20 protein-coding genes are annotated in these 25,413 nt (G+C 68.9%); 9 read left to right on the forward strand and 11 right to left on the reverse strand.

Annotated features, from left to right (window positions below):
• The first annotated feature begins 461 nt into the window (after positions 1 to 461).
• Positions 462 to 1,703, forward strand: coding sequence for a hypothetical protein (locus tag IPL40_11690; GenBank protein ID MBK8481824.1), 1,242 nt, complete (start codon positions 462 to 464; stop codon positions 1,701 to 1,703).
• 141 nt (positions 1,704 to 1,844) lie between these two features.
• The gene (locus tag IPL40_11695; protein MBK8481825.1) at positions 1,845 to 2,042 is read left to right on the forward strand and encodes a hypothetical protein; all 198 of its coding nucleotides are present in this window, start codon (positions 1,845 to 1,847) and stop codon (positions 2,040 to 2,042) included.
• Between the two features lie 94 nt (positions 2,043 to 2,136).
• On the opposite strand, the gene IPL40_11700 is transcribed toward IPL40_11695, so the two are convergent.
• Complete coding sequence (locus tag IPL40_11700; protein ID MBK8481826.1) at positions 2,137 to 2,343, reverse strand: hypothetical protein; 207 nt, start codon at positions 2,341 to 2,343, stop codon at positions 2,137 to 2,139.
• Positions 2,344 to 2,587: 244 nt separating this feature from the next.
• Here IPL40_11700 and IPL40_11705 point away from each other — a divergent pair, with 244 nt between their 5' ends.
• From IPL40_11705 to IPL40_11725, 5 genes are all read left to right on the forward strand, one after another.
• Positions 2,588 to 3,577: a hypothetical protein gene (locus IPL40_11705; GenBank protein MBK8481827.1), complete on the forward strand. Its 990-nt coding sequence runs from the start codon at positions 2,588 to 2,590 to the stop codon at positions 3,575 to 3,577.
• Positions 3,578 to 4,235: 658 nt separating this feature from the next.
• Positions 4,236 to 5,627 (forward strand): transposase, encoded by a 1,392-nt coding sequence (locus IPL40_11710; protein ID MBK8481828.1) that lies wholly within the window; start codon positions 4,236 to 4,238, stop codon positions 5,625 to 5,627.
• Between the two features lie 218 nt (positions 5,628 to 5,845).
• Entirely contained in the window at positions 5,846 to 6,853 is a 1,008-nt protein-coding gene (locus IPL40_11715) for a tyrosine-type recombinase/integrase (protein ID MBK8481829.1), read from the forward strand.
• Positions 6,854 to 6,931: 78 nt separating this feature from the next.
• Positions 6,932 to 7,921, forward strand: coding sequence for a hypothetical protein (locus tag IPL40_11720; protein MBK8481830.1), 990 nt, complete (start codon positions 6,932 to 6,934; stop codon positions 7,919 to 7,921).
• The gene (locus tag IPL40_11725) at positions 7,918 to 8,967 is read left to right on the forward strand and encodes a DUF2157 domain-containing protein (GenBank protein MBK8481831.1); all 1,050 of its coding nucleotides are present in this window, start codon (positions 7,918 to 7,920) and stop codon (positions 8,965 to 8,967) included. Before IPL40_11720 ends, IPL40_11725 begins: the two co-directional genes overlap by 4 nt.
• Positions 8,968 to 9,173: 206 nt before the next feature.
• Here IPL40_11725 and IPL40_11730 read toward each other — a convergent pair whose 3' ends face one another.
• The 3 genes from IPL40_11730 to IPL40_11740 all read right to left on the reverse strand — a co-directional run bounded on the left by IPL40_11730 (position 9,174) and on the right by IPL40_11740 (position 12,948).
• Entirely contained in the window at positions 9,174 to 9,692 is a 519-nt protein-coding gene (locus IPL40_11730) for a hypothetical protein (protein MBK8481832.1), read from the reverse strand.
• Positions 9,693 to 10,069: 377 nt separating this feature from the next.
• Positions 10,070 to 11,179: a transposase gene (locus IPL40_11735; protein MBK8481833.1), complete on the reverse strand. Its 1,110-nt coding sequence runs from the start codon at positions 11,177 to 11,179 to the stop codon at positions 10,070 to 10,072.
• Positions 11,180 to 11,406: 227 nt separating this feature from the next.
• Positions 11,407 to 12,948 carry a hypothetical protein gene (locus IPL40_11740; protein MBK8481834.1) on the reverse strand — a complete coding sequence of 514 codons (1,542 nt, stop codon included), beginning with the start codon at positions 12,946 to 12,948 and terminating at the stop codon, positions 11,407 to 11,409.
• A 545-nt stretch (positions 12,949 to 13,493) separates the two neighbouring features.
• Between IPL40_11740 and IPL40_11745 the strand changes: the two genes are divergently transcribed.
• Positions 13,494 to 14,366 carry a hypothetical protein gene (locus IPL40_11745; protein MBK8481835.1) on the forward strand — a complete coding sequence of 291 codons (873 nt, stop codon included), beginning with the start codon at positions 13,494 to 13,496 and terminating at the stop codon, positions 14,364 to 14,366.
• A gap of 35 nt (positions 14,367 to 14,401) precedes the next feature.
• Here the strand turns inward: IPL40_11745 and IPL40_11750 are convergent, their stop codons facing one another.
• The 4 genes from IPL40_11750 to IPL40_11765 all read right to left on the reverse strand — a co-directional run bounded on the left by IPL40_11750 (position 14,402) and on the right by IPL40_11765 (position 20,228).
• Positions 14,402 to 15,127, reverse strand: a complete 726-nt coding sequence (locus tag IPL40_11750) for a hypothetical protein (GenBank protein ID MBK8481836.1) — start codon at positions 15,125 to 15,127, stop codon at positions 14,402 to 14,404.
• A complete protein-coding gene (locus IPL40_11755) occupies positions 15,120 to 17,519 on the reverse strand; it encodes a hypothetical protein (GenBank protein ID MBK8481837.1) in 2,400 nt (799 codons plus the stop codon). Before IPL40_11755 ends, IPL40_11750 begins: the two co-directional genes overlap by 8 nt.
• A gap of 269 nt (positions 17,520 to 17,788) precedes the next feature.
• Positions 17,789 to 18,226: a hypothetical protein gene (locus tag IPL40_11760; protein MBK8481838.1), complete on the reverse strand. Its 438-nt coding sequence runs from the start codon at positions 18,224 to 18,226 to the stop codon at positions 17,789 to 17,791.
• Positions 18,227 to 18,272: 46 nt separating this feature from the next.
• A complete protein-coding gene (locus tag IPL40_11765) occupies positions 18,273 to 20,228 on the reverse strand; it encodes an OmpA family protein (protein MBK8481839.1) in 1,956 nt (651 codons plus the stop codon).
• A 158-nt stretch (positions 20,229 to 20,386) separates the two neighbouring features.
• On the opposite strand from IPL40_11765, the gene IPL40_11770 reads away from it, so the two are divergent.
• Complete coding sequence (locus IPL40_11770) at positions 20,387 to 21,469, forward strand: hypothetical protein (GenBank protein ID MBK8481840.1); 1,083 nt, start codon at positions 20,387 to 20,389, stop codon at positions 21,467 to 21,469.
• A 10-nt stretch (positions 21,470 to 21,479) separates the two neighbouring features.
• Here the strand turns inward: IPL40_11770 and IPL40_11775 are convergent, their stop codons facing one another.
• The 3 genes from IPL40_11775 to IPL40_11785 form a co-directional block, all read right to left on the reverse strand.
• Positions 21,480 to 23,291: an FHA domain-containing protein gene (locus IPL40_11775; protein ID MBK8481841.1), complete on the reverse strand. Its 1,812-nt coding sequence runs from the start codon at positions 23,289 to 23,291 to the stop codon at positions 21,480 to 21,482.
• A gap of 108 nt (positions 23,292 to 23,399) precedes the next feature.
• The gene (locus IPL40_11780) at positions 23,400 to 24,299 is read right to left on the reverse strand and encodes a divergent polysaccharide deacetylase family protein (protein MBK8481842.1); all 900 of its coding nucleotides are present in this window, start codon (positions 24,297 to 24,299) and stop codon (positions 23,400 to 23,402) included.
• Positions 24,296 to 25,411, reverse strand: a complete 1,116-nt coding sequence (locus tag IPL40_11785; GenBank protein MBK8481843.1) for a peptidoglycan DD-metalloendopeptidase family protein — start codon at positions 25,409 to 25,411, stop codon at positions 24,296 to 24,298. Before IPL40_11785 ends, IPL40_11780 begins: the two co-directional genes overlap by 4 nt.
• Positions 25,412 to 25,413 lie beyond the last annotated feature (2 nt).

The raw sequence follows: 25,413 nt of genomic DNA on the forward strand, positions 1-25,413 counted from the left end.
GGGCGTGGCCCGAAAGCATTGCGCGACGACGGGTTCTGGTGGGCCTCCTGGCGGCGCTGCCCGCGCTGGCGTTTGGCGAGGGCGGCGCGCTGGCGGTGCCGGGCGCGGCGGCCCGCGCGAGCTTCCGGCCGAGACCAGCGACGGGGCCGGTCGGGACTCGCAGCGGACTGGCCGGCCGGCCGCATCCCGTGCAAGCACGGCCTGGCGTCCGCGGCGGCGCTCCCACGGCCGGAGCCCGGCGGGCCAGGGCCTCGCGCCCCAATCAGCTAACCAGAGCGCCTACGGCCCAGCCCCAGGGCGCGGCGCGGCCCCAGACTGTCAGCGCAGGGGCAACCTCCTCCCACCCGTCTGCCGTACCGAGCTCACGCGCCGGCGGGCGCCGGGGCCAGCCTGGCAAGGCCAGCCGCGTGGTGGGCGGCGCGGCGCGGGCCGCTGCAGCGGCCGGCGTATCTGGAGCGGGCTTGATCGCGGGCGCCTGGGGCTTCAGCACGACCCGCCACACGGCCACCAAGCGAGCCATCGATCGCCTGGCGCACCGCGTCTACGCCGCCGGCGCGGCCTACCTGCGCCAGGCCCCCTTGCGCACGATTTGTTTCCTGCTCGAAGCGCGCCCCGATGGGCTGGTACTCAATCTCGGCGCGGCCCTGGTAGGTGGCACGCTGTCGGCCGTCAAGGGCGTCACGCAGGGGCTGGGGCGCGAGGCCTGGCGCTTCAGCACGATGAGCCATGAGGTGCGCAAGGTCGATCGCCGGGCCTCGAAGGGCGACTACGGCGGAGCGATGGAGCTCATCGACGACCTCGCGGCCCAGGGCAGCGCCGGTGCCCCCACCGCCGCTGCAGCGCGGCGACGGGTCTTGCTGGCGATGGCCCGCGGAGTCGAGACCGGCAACCGCGGCGCCCAGCCGACCAGCGTCGGGGAGCAGGAGCGCCGGACGGAAGAACGAGCCGGGCTCTACCGCGGGCTGCTGCAAGACCTCTCCAGCAGCAACGCTTCCCAGCCGCAGAACGGGCGCCTGCAGCGCTATAACGCGCGCACGCTGGCCCTGATCAAGCGCAAGCTGACGGGGATCAGCGGCAGCCGCGGCCAGATCCGCAAGGCCGTCAAGGCCGGCCACCCCTGGGAGGTCGAGGCAGCCTACGACCTGCTCGAGGCGACGACGCAGGAGCTCGACCCGAACTACGCGATCGCCACCGACGCGACCGCCTCGGCGCGGCGCCGCAGCGACCTGCAACGCGCCACCTTCGAACAAGCCGAGCGCGCCGCCTTCGACGCCTTCACGATGGCGCGCCATCCCGAGCGCTTCGCCGGACCCGACCAGGCCGCCGAGGACGTGCGCGAACGCGCCGCGACCCAGCTCGCGATGGCCCAGCAAATCGTGGAGGGCGTCGAGCGCGAGCTCGGACCCGTCGACGGCAAGAACGCCGCGCTGGCGCGGCTGGCGAAGTACCACCTCGGAATGGCCGAACGTCAATTCAACGCCGGCATGCTCACCCTCGGCCGGCAGCGCCTGACCGACACCATCGGCTCCGGCCTGTCGAATCTCAGCTGGATTCTCTGGACCTGGCTGCGCCACGGCGCGCTCTTGATGCCCCAGGGAGAGCATGTCAATCGGAAGATGCAAGAGGTGGCGGCGAACCGGGCGATACAGAATCGCCAGGAGCAAAATCGCGCGGCGGCCGGCGCGATGGGGGCCGGAAACTGAGAGGCGCCGCACCAGGCGGCCCCTCTGTGCCCCGTCTTTCATCGCACCGACCCGAAAGTTCGCGCGCACGTGTCGCTGTGCATGCTCGCGCTCCTGCTCGAACGCACCCTTGAGCGCCGCCTTCGCAAAGCGGGCAAAGCCATGACCGCCCCCGCGGCCTTCGAGGAACTCGCCGCCGGCCATCTCAACATGGTCGCCACCGGGCCCGACGAATCCGTCGCCTACGTCGCCACCGAGCCGAGCGTCGAGCAGCGCGAGCTGCTTGCTCGCCTGCGCATCGAGCACCTCGTCGACCAGGATCAGATGGCCGCCCGCATCGACCCGAGGCCTGCCGTGTAGCCTGCTTTGTATCTGCGGCCTGATCCGGAGTCGCTTGATTTCAGCTACTTGCGCGTGGGGGTGGTCAAGATGGGGTTAGCAGCGGCTGTAAAGCTCAGCGCCGTGTCGCCTCACCCCGCCGTGTCGCCTCACCCGGGTTGATGCGCGGCCGTGTCGCCTCGGGTTGATGCGCGGTGTCGCCGGTGAGCCGCCGTGTCGCCTCACCCGGGTTGATGCGCGGCCGTGTCGCCTCGGGTTGATGCGCGGTGTCGCCGGTGAGCGGTGTCGCCGCACCCGCGGTGTCGCCGGTGAGCGGTGTCACCTGTCGCACCCGGGTTGATGCGCGGACCTATCCCTGTCGCACCTGTCGCACCCCACCTGTCACCTGTCGCACCCGGGTTGATGCGCGGGCCCATCCCAAGGCCGGTCTTCCGGCGGAACCCAAGGCCGGTCTTCCGGCGGAACCGGGACCGAAGGTCGGACGGAAGGCGCAGCGCTTTGGGCTAACCGTTCAGAATCATGCGGCAGCATGATCGGCACGTCGTCTGCAATCGCCCCGGCGCTACATGAGCCTGCCGCGGCCTGTAATCGCTGGTGAGACGCTGATGGTGACGCGCCGCTGTGCGCAGCGGCAGTTTCTGCTGCGGCCGTCGGGCGCGGTCAATGGCATCGTCGGCTACTGTCTCGCCGTCGCGGCCGAACGATATGGCGTGCGGGTGCACGCCTTCTGCGTGCTCTCCAATCACCTGCATCTCGTGATCACCGACGTTCGCGGGACGCGGCCGGAGTTCTGCCGCTGGCTCTTCGAGTTCACGGCGAAGTGCCTCAACGCGCACTGGGGACGCTGGGAAAACCTCTGGGCGAGCGAGCCGCCGTCGGTCGTGCGCCTGGTGGATGCTGAAGCCCAGCTCGACAAGGCCGTCTACACGCTGACCAACCCGGCGGCAGCGGGCCTGGTGACAGAGCACCATCACTGGCCCGGGCTCATCAGCCGGCCGGCACGGCTCGGGCGCGCCGAGTCCTATAAGCGGCCCAAGCGCTTCTTTCGTGAGCGGGGGCCGCTGCCAGCAGAGGCCAGTTTGACGGTAGCTCCGCTGCCCGCGTACGTGGACCTGGACGCGGATGAGTACGTTGCGCTGCTGACCGACGCGGTCACTGCGCGCGAGCTGGCGCTTGCAGACCAACGCCGCCTGGAGGGCAGGGGCGTGCTTGGCCGCCGCGCCGTGCTGCGGCAGTCGGCGTTCGATACGCCGAGCCGGCCCGAACCACGCCGTAAAACGAGTCCTCGGGTGGCCGGTGGGAACAAATGGGCGCGCATCGAGGCGCTGCAACGCCTGCGCGATTTCGTCGCGGGCTACCGGGACGCTTGGTTACGCTGGCGCGCGGGCGACCGGGGCGCAACCTTTCCCTTTGGCACCTACGCGCTGCGGCTTTACGCGGGCGCGTGTTGCGCCAGGCGCCCTGAGGCAAAGTCCACCCGGCCCGCGCGCTCCCCGCTGCCCTCGTGCCTCGCGCCTCGCCACGCTGAGATGGGCTGGCTGCGTTCAGGCGGGTAAAGACGCCCCCTCGCCCCAAGAGAAACAGCGGCAGCCGCCGCCCTCCTGGTCAATCCCGTCCCGCCTCTCGCCCCTGTCCCGCACACCTGCGCGCTTCGCATACCATCCGCACCGGAACGGCAAGCATCCGGAAAACCTCTTCTCCGGAAAACCTCAACCCCGGAAAACCTCAACCCGAGTAGGGGCTCTGCCCTCGCAGATGCCATCGAGGCCGAGCAGATTGACGAGCGGGTGCTATCGCCCTCGAAAGGATCGACAACCCGTTCCCCAACGTCGACTTCCGCGTTTTCGCCGGCGGAAGTGAGCCGCAGAGCCGCTCTCCGGCTGGCGGCTGACAGCACGGGGTTGTGGCAAGGCGCCTGGTGCGTGTGCAAAGCGATCGGTTGCACTTTCTCGCAGTGAATGGCCTCTGTGACGAAAGCGATCCGGTCGCAAGGCACCGACGGTCGGATGCACCGGACCGGTATGCGGACATCAGCGGGACAGTAGGCAGCTAAGTGCTTGAAAGCACGGGGGGCCGTCGTTGGCACTGTGAGTGCGCTGTCGCGGGGGCGTGTCGGGACGTGCAACAGCAGCGGCGCCATCGGAGCGGGGGTATCAACGAAGGCGACCCGGTAAGTCAGCGCTCTACCATGTCATCGACACGCACTACGAGGCGGTGCTGGCGCAAGCCGACGCGCATGGTGCCGGCTACCCGGCGTTTGTACGCAAGGAATTCGAGCGTTACCTGCGTTGCGGACGGCTTGCCGGAGGGTTCTCGCGCCTTGTCTGCAAGGCATGTGGATTCAACCACTTGCTGGCGTTTTCGTGCAAAGGCAGGTTGTGCCCGTCGTGCGCGAATCGACGGATGGAGCAGACGGCGTTGTTTCTGAGCGCGAAGGTGCTGCCCAAGGTGGCCTACCGGCAGTGGACAGTGTCGCTGCCGTGGCGCATCCACTGGCAGGTGGGCACCAACACCAAGCTGCTCAGCGCGGCGTTGTCGGTGGTGTTACGCAGTCTGTTTGCCTGGCAACGGCGTGTGGCGCGACGGGTCGGTATCGCCCAGCCTCTGTGTGGATCGGTGACCTTCATCCATCGGTTCAATTCACAGCTGCTTCTGTCCCCACACTTTCACGCGCTGGTGCCCGATGGCGTGTTCTCCGTCGACGAGGGTGGGGCGCTGGGTTTCGCGCAGCTCCCACCGCCGCGCGACGACGAAGTCGAAGCGCTCCTACGCCGCATCGGAGACCGCATCGAGGCGCTGGTGCAGCAGCAATGCGCTGATGCCATCGACGACGATGACCCCGATGCGCTGCAGCACTCCCTCGCGGAGGCCACCCAGGCGCCTCGTCGCCATCCATGGCAGACCCACCCGGCACCCCAGCCGCCGGCCCGGCCTCGCTGCTTTGCGCTCGACGGCTACTCGCTGCACGCCGACGTTGCAGTGGCCGCCGAGGATCGGCGTGGCTTGCGTCGGCTGCTCCGCTACGGTGCGCGACCGGCGCTGGCTGCCCGCCGTGTCTCGCTGTTAGAGGGCATGGTCGTCTACAGGCTTCGCAAGCCCACCGCCACCGGACGGACGCAGCTTCAAATGACCCCGCAGCAGTTCATCCGCCGGCTTGCCGCCCTGACACCGCCACCTTGGCTCAATCTCATCCGCTTCTATGGCGTTTTCGCCTCCGCCCACCGCCAGCGCCAGGCTATCGCCCAGCGCGTCGCCCAACAGCTCGATCCGGCCGACGACCCGTTTGCTTGTCCGCCGCTGCGCCCCCAGCAGTCAACCGACCGCCATGACGCCCCTTCCTCCGCGCCGCCGCCGCACCTGCGCATCGCCTGGTCTGAACTCCTGCGGCGCACGTTCGACGATCCCCTCGTCTGCCCGCGCTGCCAACGTCGAATGCGTCTGATCGCTGTCGTCAAGGACCCCGACGCCATCGCCGCCATCTTGGCTCACCCCGCTCATCGCGACGACGACCCCGGCACCGGTCCCGACCCTCCGCAGTTGCCCCCGAACCTCGAGCCCCAGCCCGAGCTGTTCCAATCGAGACCTGAACCGCTCCAACCTCGCTGACCGCCATCGGCTCGGCCAGCGTTGGCCAAGCTGCGCCCGCTGCAGCCCTACGAGCCGACTGCTGCCCCTACACTGCTCGCCCGAGCGGCTGACTCACCGCCGCGAACCGCTGGCCCCGACCGGCGATACTCGCCTCCGCAGGCGAAAACGTGGATTAAAGGCCTTACCCTTTTTCCGGACCTACGGCGGCTCGCTTGTCGCGGCCGCGGGAGACCACCATGCACTCGCCTGAAACCTTGGGACGCCAGATCACGTTCTTCTTCACCGACTACCTGGTTGGCCAGCGCGGGGCGAGCCCGCATACGGTCCACAGCTACCGCGACACGTTCAAGCTCCTGCTCGGCTTCGCGGCTTGCCGCGCCAGCAAGAAGGTCGCCGATCTCTCGCTCGCGGACCTTGACGCGCCGACGGTGCTCGCTTTCCTCGAGCACATCGAGGGCGAGCGGAAGTGCAGCATCGCGACCCGCAACGTCCGGCTTGCCGCGATCCGCACGTTCTTCCGCATCGTCGCGGCCAATGTTCCCACGGCCTTCGAGCAGTGCCAGCGGGTAATCGTGATACCGATGAAGATCGCGCCACGTCGGCCGATCGACTACTTGGAGCGCAACGAGTTGGAGGCGGTGCTCGCCGCCATCGACAGGTCGAAGTCCGGCGGGCTGCGCGACTACGCCCTGTTCGCGCTCATCTACAACTGCGGAAACCGAGTGCAGGAGACCCTCAATCTCAACGCGAATGACCTCCACCTCTTCAAGCCGTTCTTCGTGCGCCTGCGCGGCAAGGGCAACAAGGAGCGCGTGAGCCCGCTTTGGCCCCAGACCGCCGTGGTGCTCCGCGATCTGCTGGCCCGACGCGGGGTCGAGCCGACGAGCACTGCGCCGATCTTCGTCAACCAGCGCGGTGAGCGCCTCGGTCGCGACGGGGTCGCCTACCTCCTGCAGAAGTACGTGGAGAAGGCCGGCGTGCGCGTCTCGTCTCTGGGCCGCAAGCGCGTTCACCCTCATTCGCTCCGGCACACGACAGCCGTGCACATGCGCCGCGCGGGCGACGAGCCCAACGCGATCGCCGCCCTGCTCGGGCACGCGCAGATCACGACGACCGAGCGTTTCTACGGCCACGTCGATCTCGAGGAGAAGCGCAAGGCGATCGAGGCCAACCCGCCGCCGATCAAGCCGACGCGCGGGCGATGGCGCCGGCCGGAAGTTCTGGAGTTCCTGACCAGCTTGTAGATGGGCCTCGGAGTATCAGGGCTGGTCGTGGTACTTTTGCCGCCCGGTCGCCAGGAGGGCGAAGAGCGGAGAGCAACCATGGCAGTGCGTGCGATGCGCGAGCGGCTGGCGCAGGATCTCGGCGCGTGGCTGACAGACGGGCTGATATCGAAGGAGACCCACGAACTCCTGAGGCAGCGGTATGAGCTGAGATCCTTCGGAGTTGGTCAGGCGATAAAGTACCTAGGCATCTCGGGAGGTCTCCTCGCTTTCTTCGGACTTCTCGGACTCGCCGGCGCGATTTCCAGCTCGATGGTGGTGGCCTCCTTTCTCCTGCTCGCGGTGGGTGCTGGGCTCACCTGGGGAGGGATCTGGCTGTCGATCGACAAGCTGGGACGTTACGGCATCTCGTCGAAAGTGGTCCTGACGCTGGGATTGGTAACAGCGACGCTCGGGATCGGTGTAGCGGCGCATTCCTTCGATGTCCCCGAGGAGCAGATCGTCTTGGTCACGGGGGTTCTGACGCTTCCTGTCATTGGATTCCTTGCCTATCGATTCGGGAACATCTTCGTCCTGATCTTGGGGCTCCTTGGCTTCTTCCACTGGGTCGGGAGCTGGACGGCGATGTTCGGCCGGTCGACCTATGGCGTGTTCATTCAAGATCCGCGCTTGATGAGCGCCGCAGCTCTTCTCGGCATCGGGATCGGCATTTACCACGAGCTGCATCTACGTGCGCGAACGGGCCGTTTCTTCCAGGCCTATGAAGCGGTCGGTCTCGTCTACCTGAATCTCTCGCTGGTCATCATGACGATCGATGGAGACGCTCGTTGGGGGGGCGCAAACATTTGGATCGCAGCTTTTGCCCTGGCCGCCATTGGTCAGATCGTCGCGGGGGCGCGGCTGCATAACGGCCTGATGACTGCATTCGGCGTGACCGCCTTCGGGGTCAACGTCTACACGCGCTATTTTGAGCATTTCTGGCAGCGCACGCATGAAGGCGTCTTCTTCCTCCTCGGTGGTCTTTCTCTCTTCGGTGCTGGAGTGGCCTGCGAACTCCTGCTGAAACGAGTTCGGGAGAAAGCAGCATGAGCACACGGTTGAACCGCCGGATTCTTGTCGAGATCGACCACCTGGCCATGCAGGGCATCCTTGATCCAAGGCAGGTGCAACAGATTGCAGCGCGGTATCCGACCGAGCGCTGGGACGTGCTCGTGCTCGTCCGTTGGTTCACGATTCTCGGCGCCGTCACGGCCGGCGCTGGCATTGTCTTGCTCGCCAAGGAGCTCGTAAACGCCCTCCGCCTCGGGGAGATCGGCCTCGCCGGCGCCACCGTGGGCCTGATCTTCCTTGCGCGTTGGCTCACGCGAGCCAAGGGGCTTGAGAAGACTGGGGCCGCCCTGGAGATGGCTGCCGGCTTCGCGCTGCAAGGCCTAACGATTCTACTGGCGATCGACTTCTCTACCGGGTCGAAGAATTGGCCTGCACTGGTGGGAACGCAATCAGTCTTGCTCGCGGGTCTTGCCTATCTTCTGCGCAACCGGCTCGTGCTCATCCATTCGGGGGTCTGCTTCTTCGTCTTCTTTGGTGGCGAGACCGGCTATGTGTCCGGGTGGGGCGCCTATTGGCTGAGCATGAACTACCCGCTGCGCTTCATTGCCGCCGGTCTTGTCTTCCTCGGAGTCGCCTGGTTGCACGCAGCGCGCTTGCGGGGTGCGTACCAGTCATTTTCTCGCGTCTATGCGCACCTTGGTCTTCTCGTTATTCACCTGGCGCTCTGGTTCTTTGCGGTGTTTGGCTACTTCGAGGAACACGTCCGCTGGGAAGGCAACGAAGGCGAGCGAATCGGCTTTAGCCTCCTCTGGGCCATAGTCAGCGTGGCGTGCCTATGGTTCGCTGGAACATTGGGTCAGCGGATGCTTCGGGGTTACGGCCTGACGTTTCTCATCATCAACGTCTACACGTTCTACTTCCAGTTCGTAGTCGCTCACTCTGCAGAGGCGTGGTGGCTCCATCTCCTGCTGGTGGGTGGCACTCTGGTATGGCTTGGATTCTGGCTCGAGCGGCGCTTGCGACACGGAGGCACGGGCGGGCCACCGGCTTCGCCATCCGCAGCTTCGCCTACTCAGCCGCTGTGAAGCGACCAACCTGCTGAGCGGTCCGCCCCAACAGAGTCCCGTCGATGATGGCAGCGCTTCGTGCATCCGGAAGTTCCGGATGCCCCTCGCTCTGCGCGATGCTTGCTGCGTCGAGCTCGTGGTTTGACATGTTGGCGTTATGCCGAGTGATCTGCGGCCAGCCCGAGCGATTCCAGGCTCTTGGAGGCGCGACTCGGCATTACGTCCTACTCCGGATTTCTGACTGCGTTGCCGCCGATCGACAGCCCGGTCAGTGCCCCGTCCTTGACCTGCTTCCAGAGCTCATCGTCCTCGACGCGCACGGCGAGGAGCCAGGTGCCCTTCTTCACGTGTCCGCCGACGGCGTCGAAGTCGACCGGTGCTACGTAGGACTCGAGGATCTTCACCCGGTCGTTCACGAGCTGGCGGTGCATGAGGCCGACGTTCTGGTACTCCTCCATGAAGCGGTGAGCGGCCTCGCGCACCTCGAGGGCGGAGTAGATGTCCTTCTGCGAGTCGACCGTCTCCGGCTCGAGGACGACGCCGAGGACGAAGCGCTCCTCGTCCGTCTTGAAGAGCGGGATCTGCTTGGCGAGCGCCTCGGCCACGAGCGGGTTCGTGGCTCCTGGCCCAGCTTCGTCCGCCAGCCACTCGAGGTCATCGGTCTTGCGCAGCTTGGAGGAGCTGACGAAGAGCCGGCTGCGCTTCTGCCAGAGTCCGGCGCCTCGGCCTTCGGTCACCTTCATCGTGAAGAGATGGCCGACCTTGCTCAGCGCCCTCCTCGCGCGAGCCGAGTCGGTGTACGCGACTACGAAGTCGCCCTTGAGCTTCGAGACCGCGTCCGCGATCTCCTCGGGCGGGATCCCGTCGTCGAGAGCCCACTCCTCGGCATAGGGCGGGTCGATGAAGAACAGGGTCCCGGCTTCATCGAAAGGGATAGGCCGAATAGAGCGGGTTTGGGCCGACAGGGCCGGGTAGCCCGGGTGGCCGGCTGAGGCTGATTCCGATTCTATCAGGGTTTGGATCGTAAACCAGGATGCAAGCTATTCCGGGGAAATGGGAGTGGAGACGCACGGATGCCAGGGCCGCCTCGAGAATCGAGCGCGGCGGTTGGGTAGACCGGTCAGTCGACGTAGATGACGGGGACGTCATCCAGCTCGGGCTCGTCGACGTGGCCGAAGTCGAGCTCACACTGCGGGGGAGCACGGGCGGGGGCTTTGCGGGGCGGCTCGGTCGGCAGACCGAGGTGGCTGAGGATGCGCTCGATGGTCTGGGGATGCTCGATATGGCTGATGTGGTGCATCTTCGAGCCACAGCATCCGCAGACGATGTCGAAGTCGAAGACTCTCTTGAGCAACTCGTGCCAGGGCCGTCTGTAGCGCGGAGGCAACGGCGGGAGGTCTTCTTTGGGCGCGGCAGAGGGCTCGGCGATGGCCGTCGCCTCCGTGGTGGTGGACGGCTTGGTGGTGGTGCTGGGGTTGCCCTGAGGTTTGCAGGGCAACAGACCCTTCAGCGCCGGCCGAACCGTCGCGCGCGGGGCGAACACTCCGTGAAAGCGGACCAGATTCATCCGCTTGGGAGGAATCGTGGCGATAAGCCGACGAAGGAAGTCCTGGGGCGGCAACACGATTTCGCTCTGCCCGGTGTAGTAGGGTTTTCGTAGCTTGAGGCGGACGTTTCCCTCGGAGGTCAGCGAGAGCCGCTTTTGTGCGAAGGGAGGCCTCAGCCCGTAACGCAGCAGACGCTCGAGTGTCTTTCTGTCTCTTTGGTGGACGGCCAGATCGGCGTGCAGCGAGTAGCCCTCGAAGACGGCGCAGCGTGACCTGCGGGGCCGGTCGTTGTCTGTAGCCCGAGACCAACGCGGAGCCTTGCACGGCGCATTGACGGCAGCGGCCTGATCGTCAAGCATGGCCTGAGCATCCTCGTCGACTGGACCGTCATCATCGGAGTCCGACAGGAGCTTGTCCACCTTCGCGGCCACCCGAAGCAGGAGCCTGTCGATGTCGTCGTCGCTTGGTGGGGCAAGGCGGTGAAACTGCAGCCCGCCGTTGCCATCGTCGGAAAATACGCCGTCTGGGAGCCATCGTGTTTTCTGTACTCCGAGAGAGCAGAAAACGCCTGGCCGGCCCGTGCCCCGCGGAAGACACGAAGATTTCGATGGCCACCTCTTCGGCGCCGCGCCGCAGCACCCATTGACGCGCCACGCCCCCTGGTGGCCGCCAAGTGGTGTCAGCCGCGACTCTCCATGAGCCCGCGCCCAGCGAGGGCGCCTCTAGCATGTTCGGCCAAATCGCGCTTACCGCCAGTTCGGCGCTCTCCGCCCTCAAGGTGGCGTCGAACTCGATCCGCTTCTTGAAGCCCGCCACCGTTTCAGTCTGGAAAACCTCAACCCGAGTCGGGGCTCTGGGCGGGGCTCTGGGCTCTTCCGAGTCGGGGCTCTTTCTTCTCGCATTTTCGTCGTCAGCGGCCCGGCGTGCCTGGGGCCACGTACTCGCGCAGGCCGGAGGGCGGGACGGGGGGGCAGGAGTTGCTGTGGGCCTTGGCGAGCTCGGGGTTCCACTGCCAGTCGGTGAGGATGGCACGACCGAGCTCTTGCTCGACACCACAGCCATCGCGCTGCCGCACCACCGCCACGCGCTCGAGCTGCACGAGCTGGCGATAGACGGCTCCGAACTCGCCCGGCAGCACGGCGACGTCGAGGCTCGTGCCGGCCAGCGTCGTCGAGGTCGCCTGGTCATCGACCTCGACCCGGAAGGCCGCGTCGACCTTGGCCGAGATGCCGGGGTCGAGACCCAGCGTCGAACCGAGGGTGCCGACGAACTCGAGACTTCGCGTGCGCGACTCGCTCGTATCCTCCGAGTACTTCATCGTCGCCGGCGGGCTCGTGCCGCGGATGCACGAGCGGATCAACGTCGGCACGTAGAAGCGCACCGGCCTGGCGCTGCCATCCTCCTCGATCGACACCGGGGCCCAGACGCGCAGCGGAATCGAGCGCCGCGCCACCTTACCGCTGCGGTCGACCGCCGTGACGAGGATGGTCGACTGGTAGCTCTGCGCCTGCTCGTTGGGCAGCGCCGCCGTCCGCACCTGCGATAGGCGAAACTTCGGCGCCACGCCAACAGTTTGGCCCGCCTGTCCGACATAGACCAGCATCTGGTCGAAGAGCCGATTGCCCGTCCCGACCCCCGTCTCGCCAATGCCCTGCTGGATTACCGTCTGCTCGCGCGGCGTACCCGTGCCGAGCGCGCTGATCGTGCCCGTGGGCACATAGTCGATGATCGTCACCGGCCCGCGCTGCGGGAAGAGCTGCTGCGGGTCCGTCTGGTAGTCGCTGCCAAAAAAGCCGTCGAAGCGAAAGCTCTCCTTGAACATCGTGTAGGAGACGATCAGGCCTCCCTGGGTCGGCCCCGCGCCGAGGCCGATCGCCTCGACCTCCAGCACCAGGGGCGTCATGGCGGTCGTGTCGGTGACCGGCTGCCCGCAGCCGGCGTTGAGGGGCTGCAGCCGCCGCACGACAATCGAGGGCGCGACCTCGATCTTGATCGGAATGCGCTCGGAGAGCGGGCTGGTCGCCCCGTCGGCGCCGACGTTCGCCGCCTGCATCGTGCCCTCCAGCACGCCGATGTCCTGAACCTGACCGAAGGGCATGTTCGGACCGACCACCCAGCTCAGGGTGCCGCCGTTGACGGCCTGCAGCGACGCCAACTCCACGCGGACAGGGCTGCGGCCGGAGGGCGTCGTGTAGCTGCCCTCGATGACGACGCGGGTGCGCTCACCGGCCGCCTCGGCGGCGAAGTTCTCGCCCATGATGGTCAGCGTATCGCCCAGGGCCAGGCGCGTCGGAGAGACGCCCTGCAGCACCGGACGCGTCACCCCGGCCTTGGGCGGCGGCGCGCCCTCGCCTCCGCAGGCGGGCAGCCCGGCCAGCCCGGCCAGCCCGGCCAGGCCCGCCAGCCCGACGGTCAAGAGCCTCAGCGCATGCGCATCGGCCAGCCTCTTCATGCTCGTTACTCCTCGGGCGCTTAGGCCCACCGAGGACTTCTCTATCAAGTTTCGTACCAACCGCCGGCGAGCACGCCTCCTGGCGCTGGCCCGCCGCAATCCCGCGGTGTTGCAAGCCTCTTCCGGCCGGGGAGCGGCTAGGGCTCCAGCCCCCCCGCGGGCTTTTGTCGCCAGGCAATCGCGGCGGCGGCGCCGCCGAAGCCGCCCGGGTCCACGCCAGGACGCCCCCCTGGCGACCGCGCACCGCGGCGAAAGCGCGACGGTGCACCGCGGCGGAAGCGCGGCGAAACGTGGCGATAGCCCGGCCCGCAGGCTTGACAGGCACAGAGGGGCAGGCTAGCTCCTGGCCGCTCCTTTGCATACGCCTGCATACGTCTGCATACGCTATGCATGCGTCTGCAGACGCTGCCCTTGCACAGTCGGAGGTCGGAGTGCTTCACCTCGAGACGCGGCCAAGCCCATCCCCTCCCCGCCCGGGGGCCGTGGGCCACTTCTGCAGCCTTCTGGCCCTCGGCGCGCTCGTCGCCGGGGGCTGCCAAGCGGACATGGCACGGACGGCAACCTTCGACCGCGGCGTCGTCTCGGCCGACGCTGGCGTGCTCGCGCAGCCCCTCGCCTGCGCCGACCAGGCGCCGCCCGCCGCGCCGGTGGTGGACAGACTCAGCGTCCAGCCGACCACCGTCGTGCGAAAGGCGATCCGCGGGCTCGCCGCAGGGGCCGCACAGGTCCTCGTGGAGCGCGGTGACCAGCGCTTCGGTCCGGTCAACGTGGTCGACGGTCGCTTCTGCCTGCTCGTCGACCTGCTGACCGGCGCGCAGAATCCCCTGCGCCTGATCGCGCGCTCCCCGCAGGGCTGCCTCGGCCTGCCGGCGAGCGTCACCGTGCTCCAGCAGGGCGTCACCCAGCTCCCCCCGACGGGCGCGGGGCGGCGCAACGCCGCGCTGGGCATGCCGGCGGAGACCTCGGTCGCGCCGAGCGGCTTGAGCCAACGCGCGCTGATCACCGACGGCGAAGAGGGCACGGCCGTCGAGCTGAGCCCGCTGCTGGCCTTCGAGGACGTCTGGGTGACCATCAACCTCGGCAGCGCGCAGCGCATCGGCAGCGCCCGGCTGGCCTGGAACGCGCTCGGAAACGACTACTTCGCCACGCGCTACCAGCTCCTCTTGAGCAACGAGGCCACCCCGGGCCCGCCGAGCGCGACGAATCCGGCCTGGGCGGTCGTCGTCGATGAGAGCAGCGGCACGGCGCAGCCGCGGGACATCCTCGTCACGCCCGTACGCGAGGCGCGCTGGGTCGGACTGCGCCTGATCGACGACGCCTCCTACGGGACCGACGCCTATCGGCTCGCGGAGCTCTCCGTCTTCACCGAGGGCGGCACCACCGGCGCCGGTCCAACGGTATCCGAGACCTGTCCTTAGTCGCCCGCTTCAGACCCTGCTTTCCGCTGCAGGCCCTACTTCCCGCTCGGCCACTGCCCCTCGCCCGAGTTGAACACGTTCTCGCCGGCGCCATCGCGCCGCTGCGGCCCGCGACCCGATCCTTGGCGCTCGCGCGCGCGCCGCAGCGACCTGGTCATGAAGCTGCCCGTCATCGCGTCGATCAGCCCCGTCAGCTCCTCGATGCGGATGCGCTGGCTGATGCGCGCCGCCAGGTCGGGCGGCGGGCGGAGGATGGTGTCGATCTGCAGGCGGCGGCGAATGTAGTAGATGGTCGTGACCTCGCGCACGACGCCGTCGAGGATGCCGATCAGCGACTGCACGTCGAGGACCTCGGGGTTGAACATCAGGCGATCGAGCACCCAGCTCACCTGCACCCGCCAGCCCAGCGCGTCACCGTTGACGGCCTCGCTCTCCTTGAAGGGCAGGCTCTGATAGAGCCCGTCGTTGAGCTCGCGGTTGACGTGGCTGATCGAGTTGGTGAACTCACCACCGATCGTCGGCACCAGCGCCTTGAGCATCGCGTTGCGGCGCATCGCGCGGATGCTGTCCGGATGGACGAAGTAATAGCGAATCGCCGCGTCTTGCACCTGCTGGACGGTCGGCTCGTGATGAAAGCGCGCCAGCACCTCCTCCTCGCTCAACGCCTGGGCCGGCAGGGGCGCCAGGCAGAGCGCGGTGAAGAGCCCCGCGGCAGCGAGGAGCGTGGCGCGGAGGCCGCGGCGGCGATGGATTCTAGTCATGGGTACCCTCCTGGGGTGGCAAGCGCAGATCCGGCCCTGTACCCGGCCAGCGCACGAACCACTTGGCATCGTAACCGTGCGGTCGGCCGCCACGCGCATAGCGCGTCAGATAGCCACCGGTGATGAAGTCGAGATAGGCGTGCAGCTCCTCGAGCCAGAGCCGATAGGTCAAGCGCAGGCGCATATCCTCGGGCGGCGCAGCGATCAGCAGCGCCTGCGTCCGGCGGTACTCGCTATAGAGCCGGTGGATGCTGCGCCGCAGCCAATCGCGGCCCTCGCTGTTGAGACGCTCGATGCGGCCGAAGAGGGCGCTCTCGAGGTTGAAGACGAGCGACGAGAGATCCCAGGAGAGCATCAAGCGCAGCTCGTTGAAGCGAAAGGCCGGCTTGTTGTCGAAGCGGTAGGTGAAGCCCGCGCCGCGCAGGATGCCATCTTGGGTCAGGCCGTAGTCGCGCGCCTGGAGGTGGGTCCACGAGAGGTCGACCCGCGGCAACAAGCCCTTGAGCCGCGCCCGTGCGCGATAGTCGAGCTGCCGCCGCACCTCGAAGCCCGTGTAGCGGTAGGCCGCCCAGAGCATGTCCGTGATGACGGGGGCGGAGTCGCCGCGCAGCAGCCGCGCCAGCGCCGCGCGCCGCGCGGGCGGGAGCTCGTCCGGCTGACGCGGACGGTCGCCGAGATTGCGCCGCATGCGCCAGAGAGCCCGACTCCAGACGACCCAAAGCAGCGCCGGGTCGCGGGGATCGTGCTCGAACCAGGATAGCCGCCCGAAGGTCTCGCCCGAGTAGATGACCTTCCACTGCTGGCCGCCGTCGATGCTCTCCCAGATATACGCCCCTCCCGAGTCCACCATGCCGGGCGAGAGCAGCGAGGGCAGCATCAGATTGCTCAGCGCCCAGAGGTGCCCCTTGCGCCAGGGATTGACCGAGACCTTCACCATCTCCTGGCCGAGGAACTTCGGGCCGCCGAGCTGCGTCCAGTCCTCGAGCTGCGCGGTCATCAGGTTCGCCGTGGTGAACAGGCCGTCATGCGTGGCGATATAGCCGCGCTGGCGGTCATGGGGATCGATGGTCACCCAGCGCACGACGCGCGCCGTCGGGAAGGTCGTGAAGTAGATCCACTCCCAGGTGCGCCCGCTATCCGGCGAGCGCAGCATGCCGTAGTCCGTGCCGGCGAAGATGTAGCGGGGGTCCCAGGGGTTGAAGTAGATCCACCAGACCACGCCCGCCCCGAGGCCTTGCTGCGTCGACTTGCTCCAGCTATGGCCACGGTCCTCGGAGAAGAAGAGCCCATCACCGGTGGCGATCAACACGCGATCGGGGTTGAGGGGGTCGACGGCCGCCGAGAAGACCATGCGCGACCAGTTGGCGAAGCCGCCCCAGGTGCGGACCCAGGTTTGACCGCCGTCCTCGGTCATGAAGAGGCCGAAGAGCGTGCAGAGATAGACCCAGTTGGGGTCGCGCGGGTGAATCACGAAGAGACGACCGTGCGGGATGATGTTGCCGCGCAGCAGCAGGGTCTGCTTGATATTCAGGCCAGCTGTCGGCTTGCCGAAGCGGCGCACCACGGACTGGAGGCGCGGCGCGCGGCCAGGCAGGCCGACGCCGAAGTTGCGGTTGGCCTCCTCGCTGATGCGGCCGCCCGACCCTGGCGCGATCGGCGCATAGCCCAGCACATTCCAGCGCGACTTCATCGCGCGATGATGCCCCGAGGTGATCGAGAGCGGCTCGGGGCCACCCGTCGAGACGGGCGAGCGGCGGAAGGTCGAGTCGCGCGGGCGACTGAGCATCGTCGGCTGCGCTGACGAGTTGCCATAGACGATATCGGGCAGCGATCCGCCGCCGATCTCGAGCTGTCCGCGCGTCACCGAGGGAACCACCATGCTGAGTCGCGGTCCGAGCACGCTGGTGGCGCGGCTGCCCCAGCCATCAAAGCGCTGCGCGCCGTAGAAGATCACCTGCCCGGCATCGCCGTAGGTCGGCCGGCGCTCGACGATCAGGCGGGACTCGGTCCAGGTCTTGCCGCCATCCTCGGTCTTGAAGACATAACCGCCCTGCGACGAGACGTAGGCGACATCGGGGTGCTGATAGTCGACAGCCACAGAAATCAGCTCGGTCACGCGCATCGTATGACCGATATCCTCCTTGTAGACGTCGGGCGTGAAGCTGCCGTGTTCGCTCTCCGGCGAATAGGCCTGGGACCAGGTGGGCTCGGGCAAGGTCGGCGCCGCCGGCCGGGGAGGGAGCAGCTGTTGCGCCTGGGCGCTGCCCAGCCCAGCCGCCAGCGCCGGCAACACCACCAGCCAGCGCCGCAGCCAGTGGCCCGCGTGGGACGCCGCGATCCGCTGACCAGCGAAGGCGGTCGAAAAGCTCCTGAGTCGATTGAAATGGCCCATCGATGCGCGCGGACTGTACCTGTGGCGGCGGGAGAATGTCATCAGCGAGGCGCGACCGTGCCCTCGCCCCTTGCCACAGCATAGGGCGTGCCGCAAGCGCCGATCGGTTAAGCTCGGGCCGTGCGCGTCAACGTCGACAGGCTAGCCTTCGCTGAGCAATGCGCGCGCCTCGGCCTGCGCTTCTGCTGCGAGAGCTGCGCCTACTTCTTCGCCGAGCCTCGCGCCCGCTGCGCCCACGGCTGGCCGCAGGACGAGCATCGGTCAGAGCGCTATGGGTTAGCGCGTGATCCCGGCCGCTCTGGCGCGGACGCCGACGCGCGCGCAGAGGTGGTCTTCTGCAAGGAGTTCGAACTGCGCTGAGCGCCGCGCCGGCCCGCGCCGGCATCCGCAGCGCGCCCCGCCAGGCGCTGCCGAATCAGGCGACGCAGCCGACTGCGCTCGTCGGCGGTCAAGGGATCCGCGGCGCCCTTTGCCCCGGCCGCCGGCGTCGGCCCAGGGGAAGCGCGTTGGGGATCCGTCGCCGAGCCCCCCCACAGCCCCTGGGTCCGCTGCTTGACGCCGTCGACCAAGGCGCGGCTCTCGCTGCTGCCGGCGATGGCGCAGAGATGCTGCCAGAGCGTGCGCTCACCGAGCGTCACCGTCACCGCCGCGTAGATCAACGCGACGAAGAGCACAAAGCCGAGGAGCCCACGAATCAGGCGGAACATCACGCCCCTGTTGTCGCCCGCGCGCGCGCGCTGCGCGACGGCAGGCCTATTCGGTCGCGCGCTTGAGGATGATGAACTCGACGCGGCGGTTCTTCGACCACGCCGCGAGATTATGCGCGGGGTCGATCGGCTTGGTTTCGCCATAGCCATGGGCCTCCAGCCGCTCGGCCGCGACACCGCGCTCGATCAGGGCCTGGCGCACGGCCTCCGACCGCTGCTCGGTCAGCGTGAGGTTATAGCCGTCGTTGCCGCGCTCGTCGGCATGGCCCTGCACCTCGACCAGCTCGATCTGCGGATTGCCCCGGAGGGTGGCGGCGACCGCGTCCAAGATCGGGAAGCTGACCGGCATGATCACCGCCCGCGCGGTCTCGAAGTAGACCTTGTCGAGGATCTCGAGCGCGCCGTGGCGCACGATCACGCGCCCCTTGTCGGGGCAGCCATCCTCGTCCTGATTGCCGTTGTAGGTCTCCGGCTCGTTCGGGCATTGGTCGTCCTTGTCGAGGATGCGATCCTTATCGTTATCCGGGTCGGGGCAACCATCCTCGTCCTCGAAGCCGTCCTTATCCTCGGGCTCGTTCGGGCAGAGGTCATCGAGGTCGAGGATTCCGTCGCGATCGTTATCCGGGTCGGGGCAGCCGTCCTCGTCCTCGAAGCCATCCTTGTCCTCGGGCTCATCCGGACATTGGTCACGGTCGTCTGGGATCCCGTCGCCGTCGCGGTCGAGCGACTCGGTCTCGGGGCAGCCATCCTCATCCTGGTAGCCGTCCTTATCCTCCGGCTCATTGGGGCACTTGTCGTCGCCGTCGAGGATGCCATCACCGTCGTTATCCGGGTCGGGGCAGCCGTCCTCGTCCTCGAAGCCGTCGAAGTCCTCGGGCCGCGTCGGACAGCGATCGACGTCGTCCTTGATGCCATCGCCGTCGCGATCGCCGATCGACGGCTCGAAGACGAAGGCGAGGAAGGCCCGCACGTCCGGCGAGCCGTACTGGAAATTATCCCCGCCGCCCCGGAGACCGCGCCCGAGGCCGAGCGCGAGATACGAATTGTCGGCCAGGTACACCTTGAGACCCGCCAGCGCCTCATGAGCCGAGTTGAGGCGGGACCGATCGTAGAGCCCATCGAAACCCGTTTGCCCGATCAGCTCGGCGACGCCCTGCAGGCGCTGCGGCACGAAGTCGAAGGCGATCGCCGCGCCGTAGACCAGCTGATCATCGGTGCTGAGCGTGCGCCCGGTGCCGCAGGCCGCCGCGACCCCTGCCGCGCCCTGCAGCGCACAGAGCCGCTCATCGGTCCAACCGGCGTTGCTGCCGAAGCGCAGCAACGTGCCGACATTGAGCGCCAGCTTGAGTCGACCACCGCGGAGAAACTCACGGTCGACGACCAGGCGCGGCAGCAAGCCGACGCGCCCTGAGCCGAGAAACGCATGCTCGTCGCCGGTGGGGAGCGTCACGCTGGTGACCAGCGCGAGCCCGACCGGGTAGCGAGAGGTATCGAGGATTCGCCCCTTGAGGTGGAGGACCAAATCACCGACGCCCTGGGCATCGATGCTGCCGTGGTCGCGCGCCGCGGGATTGGGCGTCGTGTCGCCGTCCCAGAGCGTCAGCGGCAGGCCAATGCCGAGCTCGAGGTGGCGGAAGAGACCGACCGCCGCCTGCAGCTGACCGGTGGCCAGGTTCTTCACCTGGTAGCGGCTGAGCAGCCGGGCCTCCGGCGAACAGGCAGTGCCGGGCGTCGAGGGGTCCGCGCACCACGTGCCGCCTGTGGGTGGACCGGCGATCGAGAAGGGCCGGCGCGCGTAGTTGAGCACGAGGCCGAAGCTCAAGTTGAGGTGGCCCAGCACCTGCGAGGCATCGAGCGTGATGTAGCCCTTGGAATCGATCGCCGGGCGGAAGAGCTGCAGGTCGACAGGACCACCCGAGACCTGCGCCAGCGCGCGGGAGCAAGGAACGAGCAGCGCGAGGCTGAGGAGCAGAGCGGCTCCGAGGCGGCGGCAGGCGTGCATGGGGCTCCTCGCGAAACGGTTTGCCGTCCATTTAGCTGCCGTTTCCAGCGCTTGTCAAAATCACCCGTGGTTTCCTGGCGTCAGACCGGGCCGCGTTGCGGAGGCCGGCGCAGCCGTGCTACGAGGCCGGTGGCCCCTCCAAGCGGCGCCGCCAACCGATGCCAGCAAGGCTCGCCCTTTCCACCACTGTCTGTAGCCTGCCGGGCCCACCGCAGGTGCTACTCGATCGCTGGCGCTCGCTGCGCGCGACCCATCCGCTCGCGCTGGCGCTCGATCCGCGCCTGCCACCGCCCGTGATGCGGGAGCTGCTGGCGCGTTCGCGCGCGCAGGGCATCGGCTGCGTCGAGCTGGCCCACCCGCTCGGCAGCGCTGAGGGTTATCCGATGGCGTCGCCGCTCGGCGCCGAACGCAGCGAACGACGCGCGGCGACGCAGCAGCTGCTCGACACGCTCCGCTTGGCGGCCGAGCATGAGGTCCCCCGCCTCGTGCTCCACCCCTGGAACCTGACGCTGCGGCGCGACCCCGACGCGCTGCGGCAGCGCTTTGCGGCCGGTCGTGCGCTGCCTCTGGCCGAGCTGAACGAGCAACGCACCGACGCGGCGCCGCGAGCGCTCGACGGCTTGCTCGGCTGTCTCGATCCGCTGCTCGAGCGCGCAGCACACGAGGGCATCACCATCGCCCTGCTCACGCCCGCGATCTGGCCGCAGCAGCTCCCCACCGAGGCCGAGCTGCTGGCGCTGCGCGCCGAGCTGGCGGGCGCACCGCTCGAGGCGCTTCCGGCGAGCGATTGGGAGCACGCCGCGCAGGTGGTGGCGAGCGCCGCCAGCCGTCCAGCCCCGCGACGACGCGGCCCGGTCGCGGCCCAGCCCGGAGACGCCTGGGCGCGGGCGGCGGCTCAGGCCGTCGTGCCGGCAGGACCTGGCTCGACGCTCTTCGTGCCCTCCGGCGGGGCCGCGACCCCTCCGCCGCCCGACGCCGGAACCGAGGCGGCGGCGACCTCGCCTTCGGCGCCGGCTCGAAGCGTTGACCGCGCCCTGCGCCTAGCGGATGCCGCTGGGCTGCGCCTGCGGCTGCCGCTGGGCTGCGGGGAGATCGGCTGGCAGACGGCGCTACCCTCGGCGTTAGCGAAGTGCGCCGAGGCCATCCTGGTCTTCGATGCGGCCACCACGGCCGCGGAGATCACCCGCAGCATGGCGTGGATCGACGCGGCCAGCGACCCGAGCCCGGCAGCGGTACCCTGATCCCGCGGGTCTACTTGAGATTGACGCCCATACGCTCGCAGACGCGGCGCAGGAGCTGGCGGCGCTGGCTGTCGAGCTGAGTGTAGGCCGACTGCGCCTGCGCCTCCTGCTTGAGATAGCAGGCCGAGGCGCCGACGATCGACCAGGCCTGCGGATCCTTCGGCGCGACCCGCAGCACCTGATTCGCGAGCGTGGCTGCCTTGCTATAGAAGCCCTCGCGATAGGCGGTCCAGGCCCGATCGATCAGGCTGCGCACCACCGCCGGATCGATCGCCGGCGCGGGCGTCACCGCTGCCGCCGGGGTCGGCTTGACCCCACGGCCGGCGGGCGCGGCAGTGCTGCCGCGTGCGCTCGGTTGGAGCGTCCGAGCTGGCGGCTTGCGCACGACGGCGGGCTTGGTCCGTTCAGGCTTCAGCGCCTCCCGACACGCCGCCACGCGGCCCGCGGCGGCGTCGGCGTTGCCGAGCAGAGCGCGCAGCCGGTCGACCTGCACCTGCGCCTGATCGCACTGCCGCCGCTGCACGGCCTCGTCGATCTCCTGCAGCGCCTGCGCCTCGAAGTTGGCCCGGGCCTGCGCATAGGCGCTACTGCGCGCCATCTGCGCGCGATAGCCGCTCTCGAGGGGAAGGCGCTGGAAGAGCGCCAGGGCACCTGCGTGATCGTTGGTCGTCGCGGCCGCCATCGCCTGGTCGAAGCGCTGCTTGGCCTGGCGCTCGGCGCCCGCCCGCGCGCAGTCGGCGCGCGCCCCTTCGCGGGCCTCGTCACCGAGCTCGGCGCAGCGCTGTAACGCCTGATCCCACGACTGGACGGCGATCGCCTCGCGCACGCTCTTCAGGATCGCCGCCGCTTGCTCTGGGGTTTGTGGCGTCGGCGCGCCTGGCGACCTCTCCTCGGGAGACAGGCCGGACCCCGCCGCGGCGCCCAGCTCCGTCGTCGCCGCCTGCGCGCGCATCCAGCGCCAGGTCAAGACACCCGCCACGCTCAGCGCGACGAGACCCAGAGCCACGAGGAGCAAGCGCTTGCCCGGCGCCGCGCGACCGAGGTCGTAGATGGTGGCGTCGCGCGAGAACTGGAAGGCCTCGCCCGGCGCCACGAAGCGCAGTCGCACGTGGCCCAGGTCGATCAAATCGCCGCGGCGGAGCTCGACCTTGCCGTACTCCTCGCCATTGACCCGCACGCCATTGGCGCTCTGCATGTCCATGATCGTGAACCGGCCGCTCTCCTCGATCACCTGGGCGTGGTGGCGCGAGACGGATCGGTGGTTGATCACGATGTCGTTGTCCGGCGTCCGCCCGACGATCACCAGGGACTTGCTGATCACCGCCTCGAGCCCGGCGAAATTGCTCGAGACACAAACCAGCCGCGCCACATCGCGCACCACGCCACCGGGTGCCGCGCGCGCGGCGGCGTCAGCGTCGGCCGCCCCGGCGCCGCCCTCCTCGCTGCTGGGCGCGGAGGGCGAAAGGGGCTCGCGCGCCTCCTGAACCGTCGTGCCGAGGCGATGTGAGACGACGGGACCGAGCTCGATGTCGCCCTCGACCTGCAACCCGAGCACGTAGTCGCCGATCTCGACGCGCTCGCCCTCGCCGAAGGCCGCGCGGCCCGAGATGCGCGCGCCGTTGACCCTGATGCCGTTGTAGCTGTCGAGGTCCTCGATGAAGACCGCGCCGTTGCTCTTGACCAGCTTGGCGTGACGCCGCGAGACGTTGCGCTCGGTCAGGCGGATCGTATTGCCTTCCTTGCGCCCGATGGTGATCTCATCGCGGATGAGGGGAACGACCGTCGTCTTCCCCTCGTCGTCCTCGATGATCAGCTTGAACATGATCGGGCTCGCTCGGGCAGAGACGCAGGGTTGCCGGGCCAGTCAGTGATCGCCGGGCCAATCAGTGATCGCCGGGCCAATCAGTCTAGGGGCGCGCAGATTTCCCCGTCAAGGGCCACCCGGCCGCGCACCCGCGACAATCGACGACAGGGGCAAAACGCGCACCCCGCCGAGGTCGCGCCGAGCCCAAGCCGCCAGAGCCCGGATGGTCGAGGTCTTGGGGTGGCCAATCGCCACCGCCCAACCTCGGCGCCGCGCCAAGGCGAGCGCCGCTCCCAGTCGTTCGGGGACTGTAACAAGGTCACGCGCGTCGTCCAAGAACACGTCGCGCTCGAGGCAGGTGGCGCCGATCCGGCGGGCGACGCGGCAGAGCACGGTCGCGCTGGTGGTCCGCGAGTCGAGGAAGGGCAGGCGACGGCGCTTGAGCTCCCGCAGCAAGCGGGCGGCGGCGTCGGGGTCGGCGCTGAAGGCAGAACCCATATGGCTGTTGACCCCCACGGCCCCGGAAACCCGCGACAAGGCCTCGGCCAGCACCGGCGCCACGCGGCCGCCGCGACCCAGCACGACGGGCTCGTCGCTGATCGCCGTCGAGCGCTGCGGCTCGAGGGGCAGGTGCAGCCAGGGCTCGCGCCCCGCCGCGCGCAGCAGGGCCACGCTGGCCGCCGTCTGCCGCGCGTGGGGCAGGAGGGCGAAGGTCAGCGGCAGCGGCAAGGCGAGCAGCTCGCGCAGCGGCCCGAGCGCGCGACCGAGATCGTCGATGACAATCGCCAGGCAGGGGCGCGCGCGGTCGCAGCGCGGCAGCGGCGCCGTTGCGGGCGGCGCGGCGGGGGCGGCGACCCGCCACGGGGCGCGATCGCAGGCCAAGCCGCCCCAATGGGCCGGCCCCAGCCAGTGCGCCAGCCCCAGCCAGTGCGCCAGCCCCAGCCAGAGCGCCAGCCCCAGCAGCGGCACGAGCGCTGCCCGTCCGACGGGCACCAGCAGCCGGCCGAGCCCGCACCGGCGCCTCAAGGCCGCAGCCACTGCCGAGCGTCCAAGAGCAGCTCGCGATGGCGCAGCTCGAAATAGGCGGCGGGGTCACCGCTGAGCGGGTCGAGACCCGCTCGCCCGACGGCCGCACCGCGAAAGACGCGCTGCCCGGCTTCGACGGCGAGCTGGGTCAGATAGCCGTAGAGCGTGTAGTACCCCTCGCCGTGGTCGACCAGCACGAGCTGACCATAGCCCGGCAAGGTCTGCGCGACGCGCACGACCCCGCCGTGGACCACGCGCACAGGCGCGCCGCGCGCCGGCGCGAAGACCAGCGCACCGCGCCCCACCGTCGGGCCCACCGCGGCTGACGCGGCACCAGCGGCGGTGGCGGTGCCGGCAGCGCCGGCAGCCAGGGGCGCCTCGACCGGGACCGGGAGATGCCCGCGACGCGCGGCGAAGCCCCCCGCGCGCTCGAGCCGCGAATCGAGCTGGGCGACCTTCCGCAGCAGCGCGCGCTGGGCCAGCGAGAGCTCGCTGCGCAGCGCCTGCCGCGCCTGCCGCGTGCGGCGGATGCGCGTCAGCGAGCTGCGATGGGCCTGGCGCAGCCGCTCCGCCTCCTCCTGACCCTGGCGCAGCGCCGCGCTCAGCGCGCGCTGCTTGCGCTGTTGCTCGGCCAGCGCCTGCTGCTGCCGCGCGAGCTGACGCCGCTCGCGCGCATAGAGTGCCAGCTCGCGCGCGTCGCGCTCGAGCAGGTAGTGGACCGCGGCCGACTTGAGCAGGAACGCGCCAGGGCGCTGATCCTCGAGCAGCAAGCGGAGCTGGCCTCCCGCGCTGAGCTCATAGAGCGCGCGCAGGCGCTGGGCGAGCTGGAGGCGGCGCTCGGCGCTGCGCTGCGTGAGCGCCATGAGGCGCCGGCGCGTTTCTCCGAGCTCGACGTCGATGAGCTGACGCCGCGCGTCGAGCTGCTCGAGCGTGGCTTGCTGCTGCACGGCCTGCTCCGTGAGGCCCTCCAACGCCGCCAGCGTCGTCGTCTCGCGGCGCAACAGCCCCGTCAGGCCCGCGCCACCCTGGGCGCTCGGCGGGGGTCCGACCGACAGCAACGCGAGGACGACGAGAGCGAGGCTGCGCCGCCCTCGGCCGCGGTGCCCCCTCATCG

This window comes from Pseudomonadota bacterium (assembly GCA_016711215.1).
In the GTDB taxonomy this organism is placed as follows: domain Bacteria; phylum Myxococcota_A; class Polyangia.

Bases quoted from the DNA above. Each gene is read 5' to 3' on its own strand.
- IPL40_11745 (MBK8481835.1), top strand. From the start codon at position 13,494: ATGGCACGGACGGCAACCTTCGACCGCGGCGTCGTCTCGGCCGACGCT.
- IPL40_11755 (MBK8481837.1), bottom strand. From the start codon at position 17,519: ATGGGCCATTTCAATCGACTCAGGAGCTTTTCGACCGCCTTCGCTGGT.
- IPL40_11715 (MBK8481829.1), top strand. From the start codon at position 5,846: ATGCACTCGCCTGAAACCTTGGGACGCCAGATCACGTTCTTCTTCACC.
- IPL40_11750 (MBK8481836.1), bottom strand. From the start codon at position 15,127: ATGACTAGAATCCATCGCCGCCGCGGCCTCCGCGCCACGCTCCTCGCT.
- IPL40_11720 (MBK8481830.1), top strand. From the start codon at position 6,932: ATGGCAGTGCGTGCGATGCGCGAGCGGCTGGCGCAGGATCTCGGCGCG.
- IPL40_11785 (MBK8481843.1), bottom strand. From the start codon at position 25,411: ATGAGGGGGCACCGCGGCCGAGGGCGGCGCAGCCTCGCTCTCGTCGTC.
- IPL40_11775 (MBK8481841.1), bottom strand. From the start codon at position 23,291: ATGTTCAAGCTGATCATCGAGGACGACGAGGGGAAGACGACGGTCGTT.
- IPL40_11740 (MBK8481834.1), bottom strand. From the start codon at position 12,948: ATGAAGAGGCTGGCCGATGCGCATGCGCTGAGGCTCTTGACCGTCGGG.
- IPL40_11705 (MBK8481827.1), top strand. From the start codon at position 2,588: ATGAGCCTGCCGCGGCCTGTAATCGCTGGTGAGACGCTGATGGTGACG.
- IPL40_11770 (MBK8481840.1), top strand. From the start codon at position 20,387: ATGCCAGCAAGGCTCGCCCTTTCCACCACTGTCTGTAGCCTGCCGGGC.
- IPL40_11760 (MBK8481838.1), bottom strand. From the start codon at position 18,226: ATGTTCCGCCTGATTCGTGGGCTCCTCGGCTTTGTGCTCTTCGTCGCG.
- IPL40_11765 (MBK8481839.1), bottom strand. From the start codon at position 20,228: ATGCACGCCTGCCGCCGCCTCGGAGCCGCTCTGCTCCTCAGCCTCGCG.
- IPL40_11730 (MBK8481832.1), bottom strand. From the start codon at position 9,692: ATGAAGGTGACCGAAGGCCGAGGCGCCGGACTCTGGCAGAAGCGCAGC.
- IPL40_11695 (MBK8481825.1), top strand. From the start codon at position 1,845: ATGACCGCCCCCGCGGCCTTCGAGGAACTCGCCGCCGGCCATCTCAAC.
- IPL40_11725 (MBK8481831.1), top strand. From the start codon at position 7,918: ATGAGCACACGGTTGAACCGCCGGATTCTTGTCGAGATCGACCACCTG.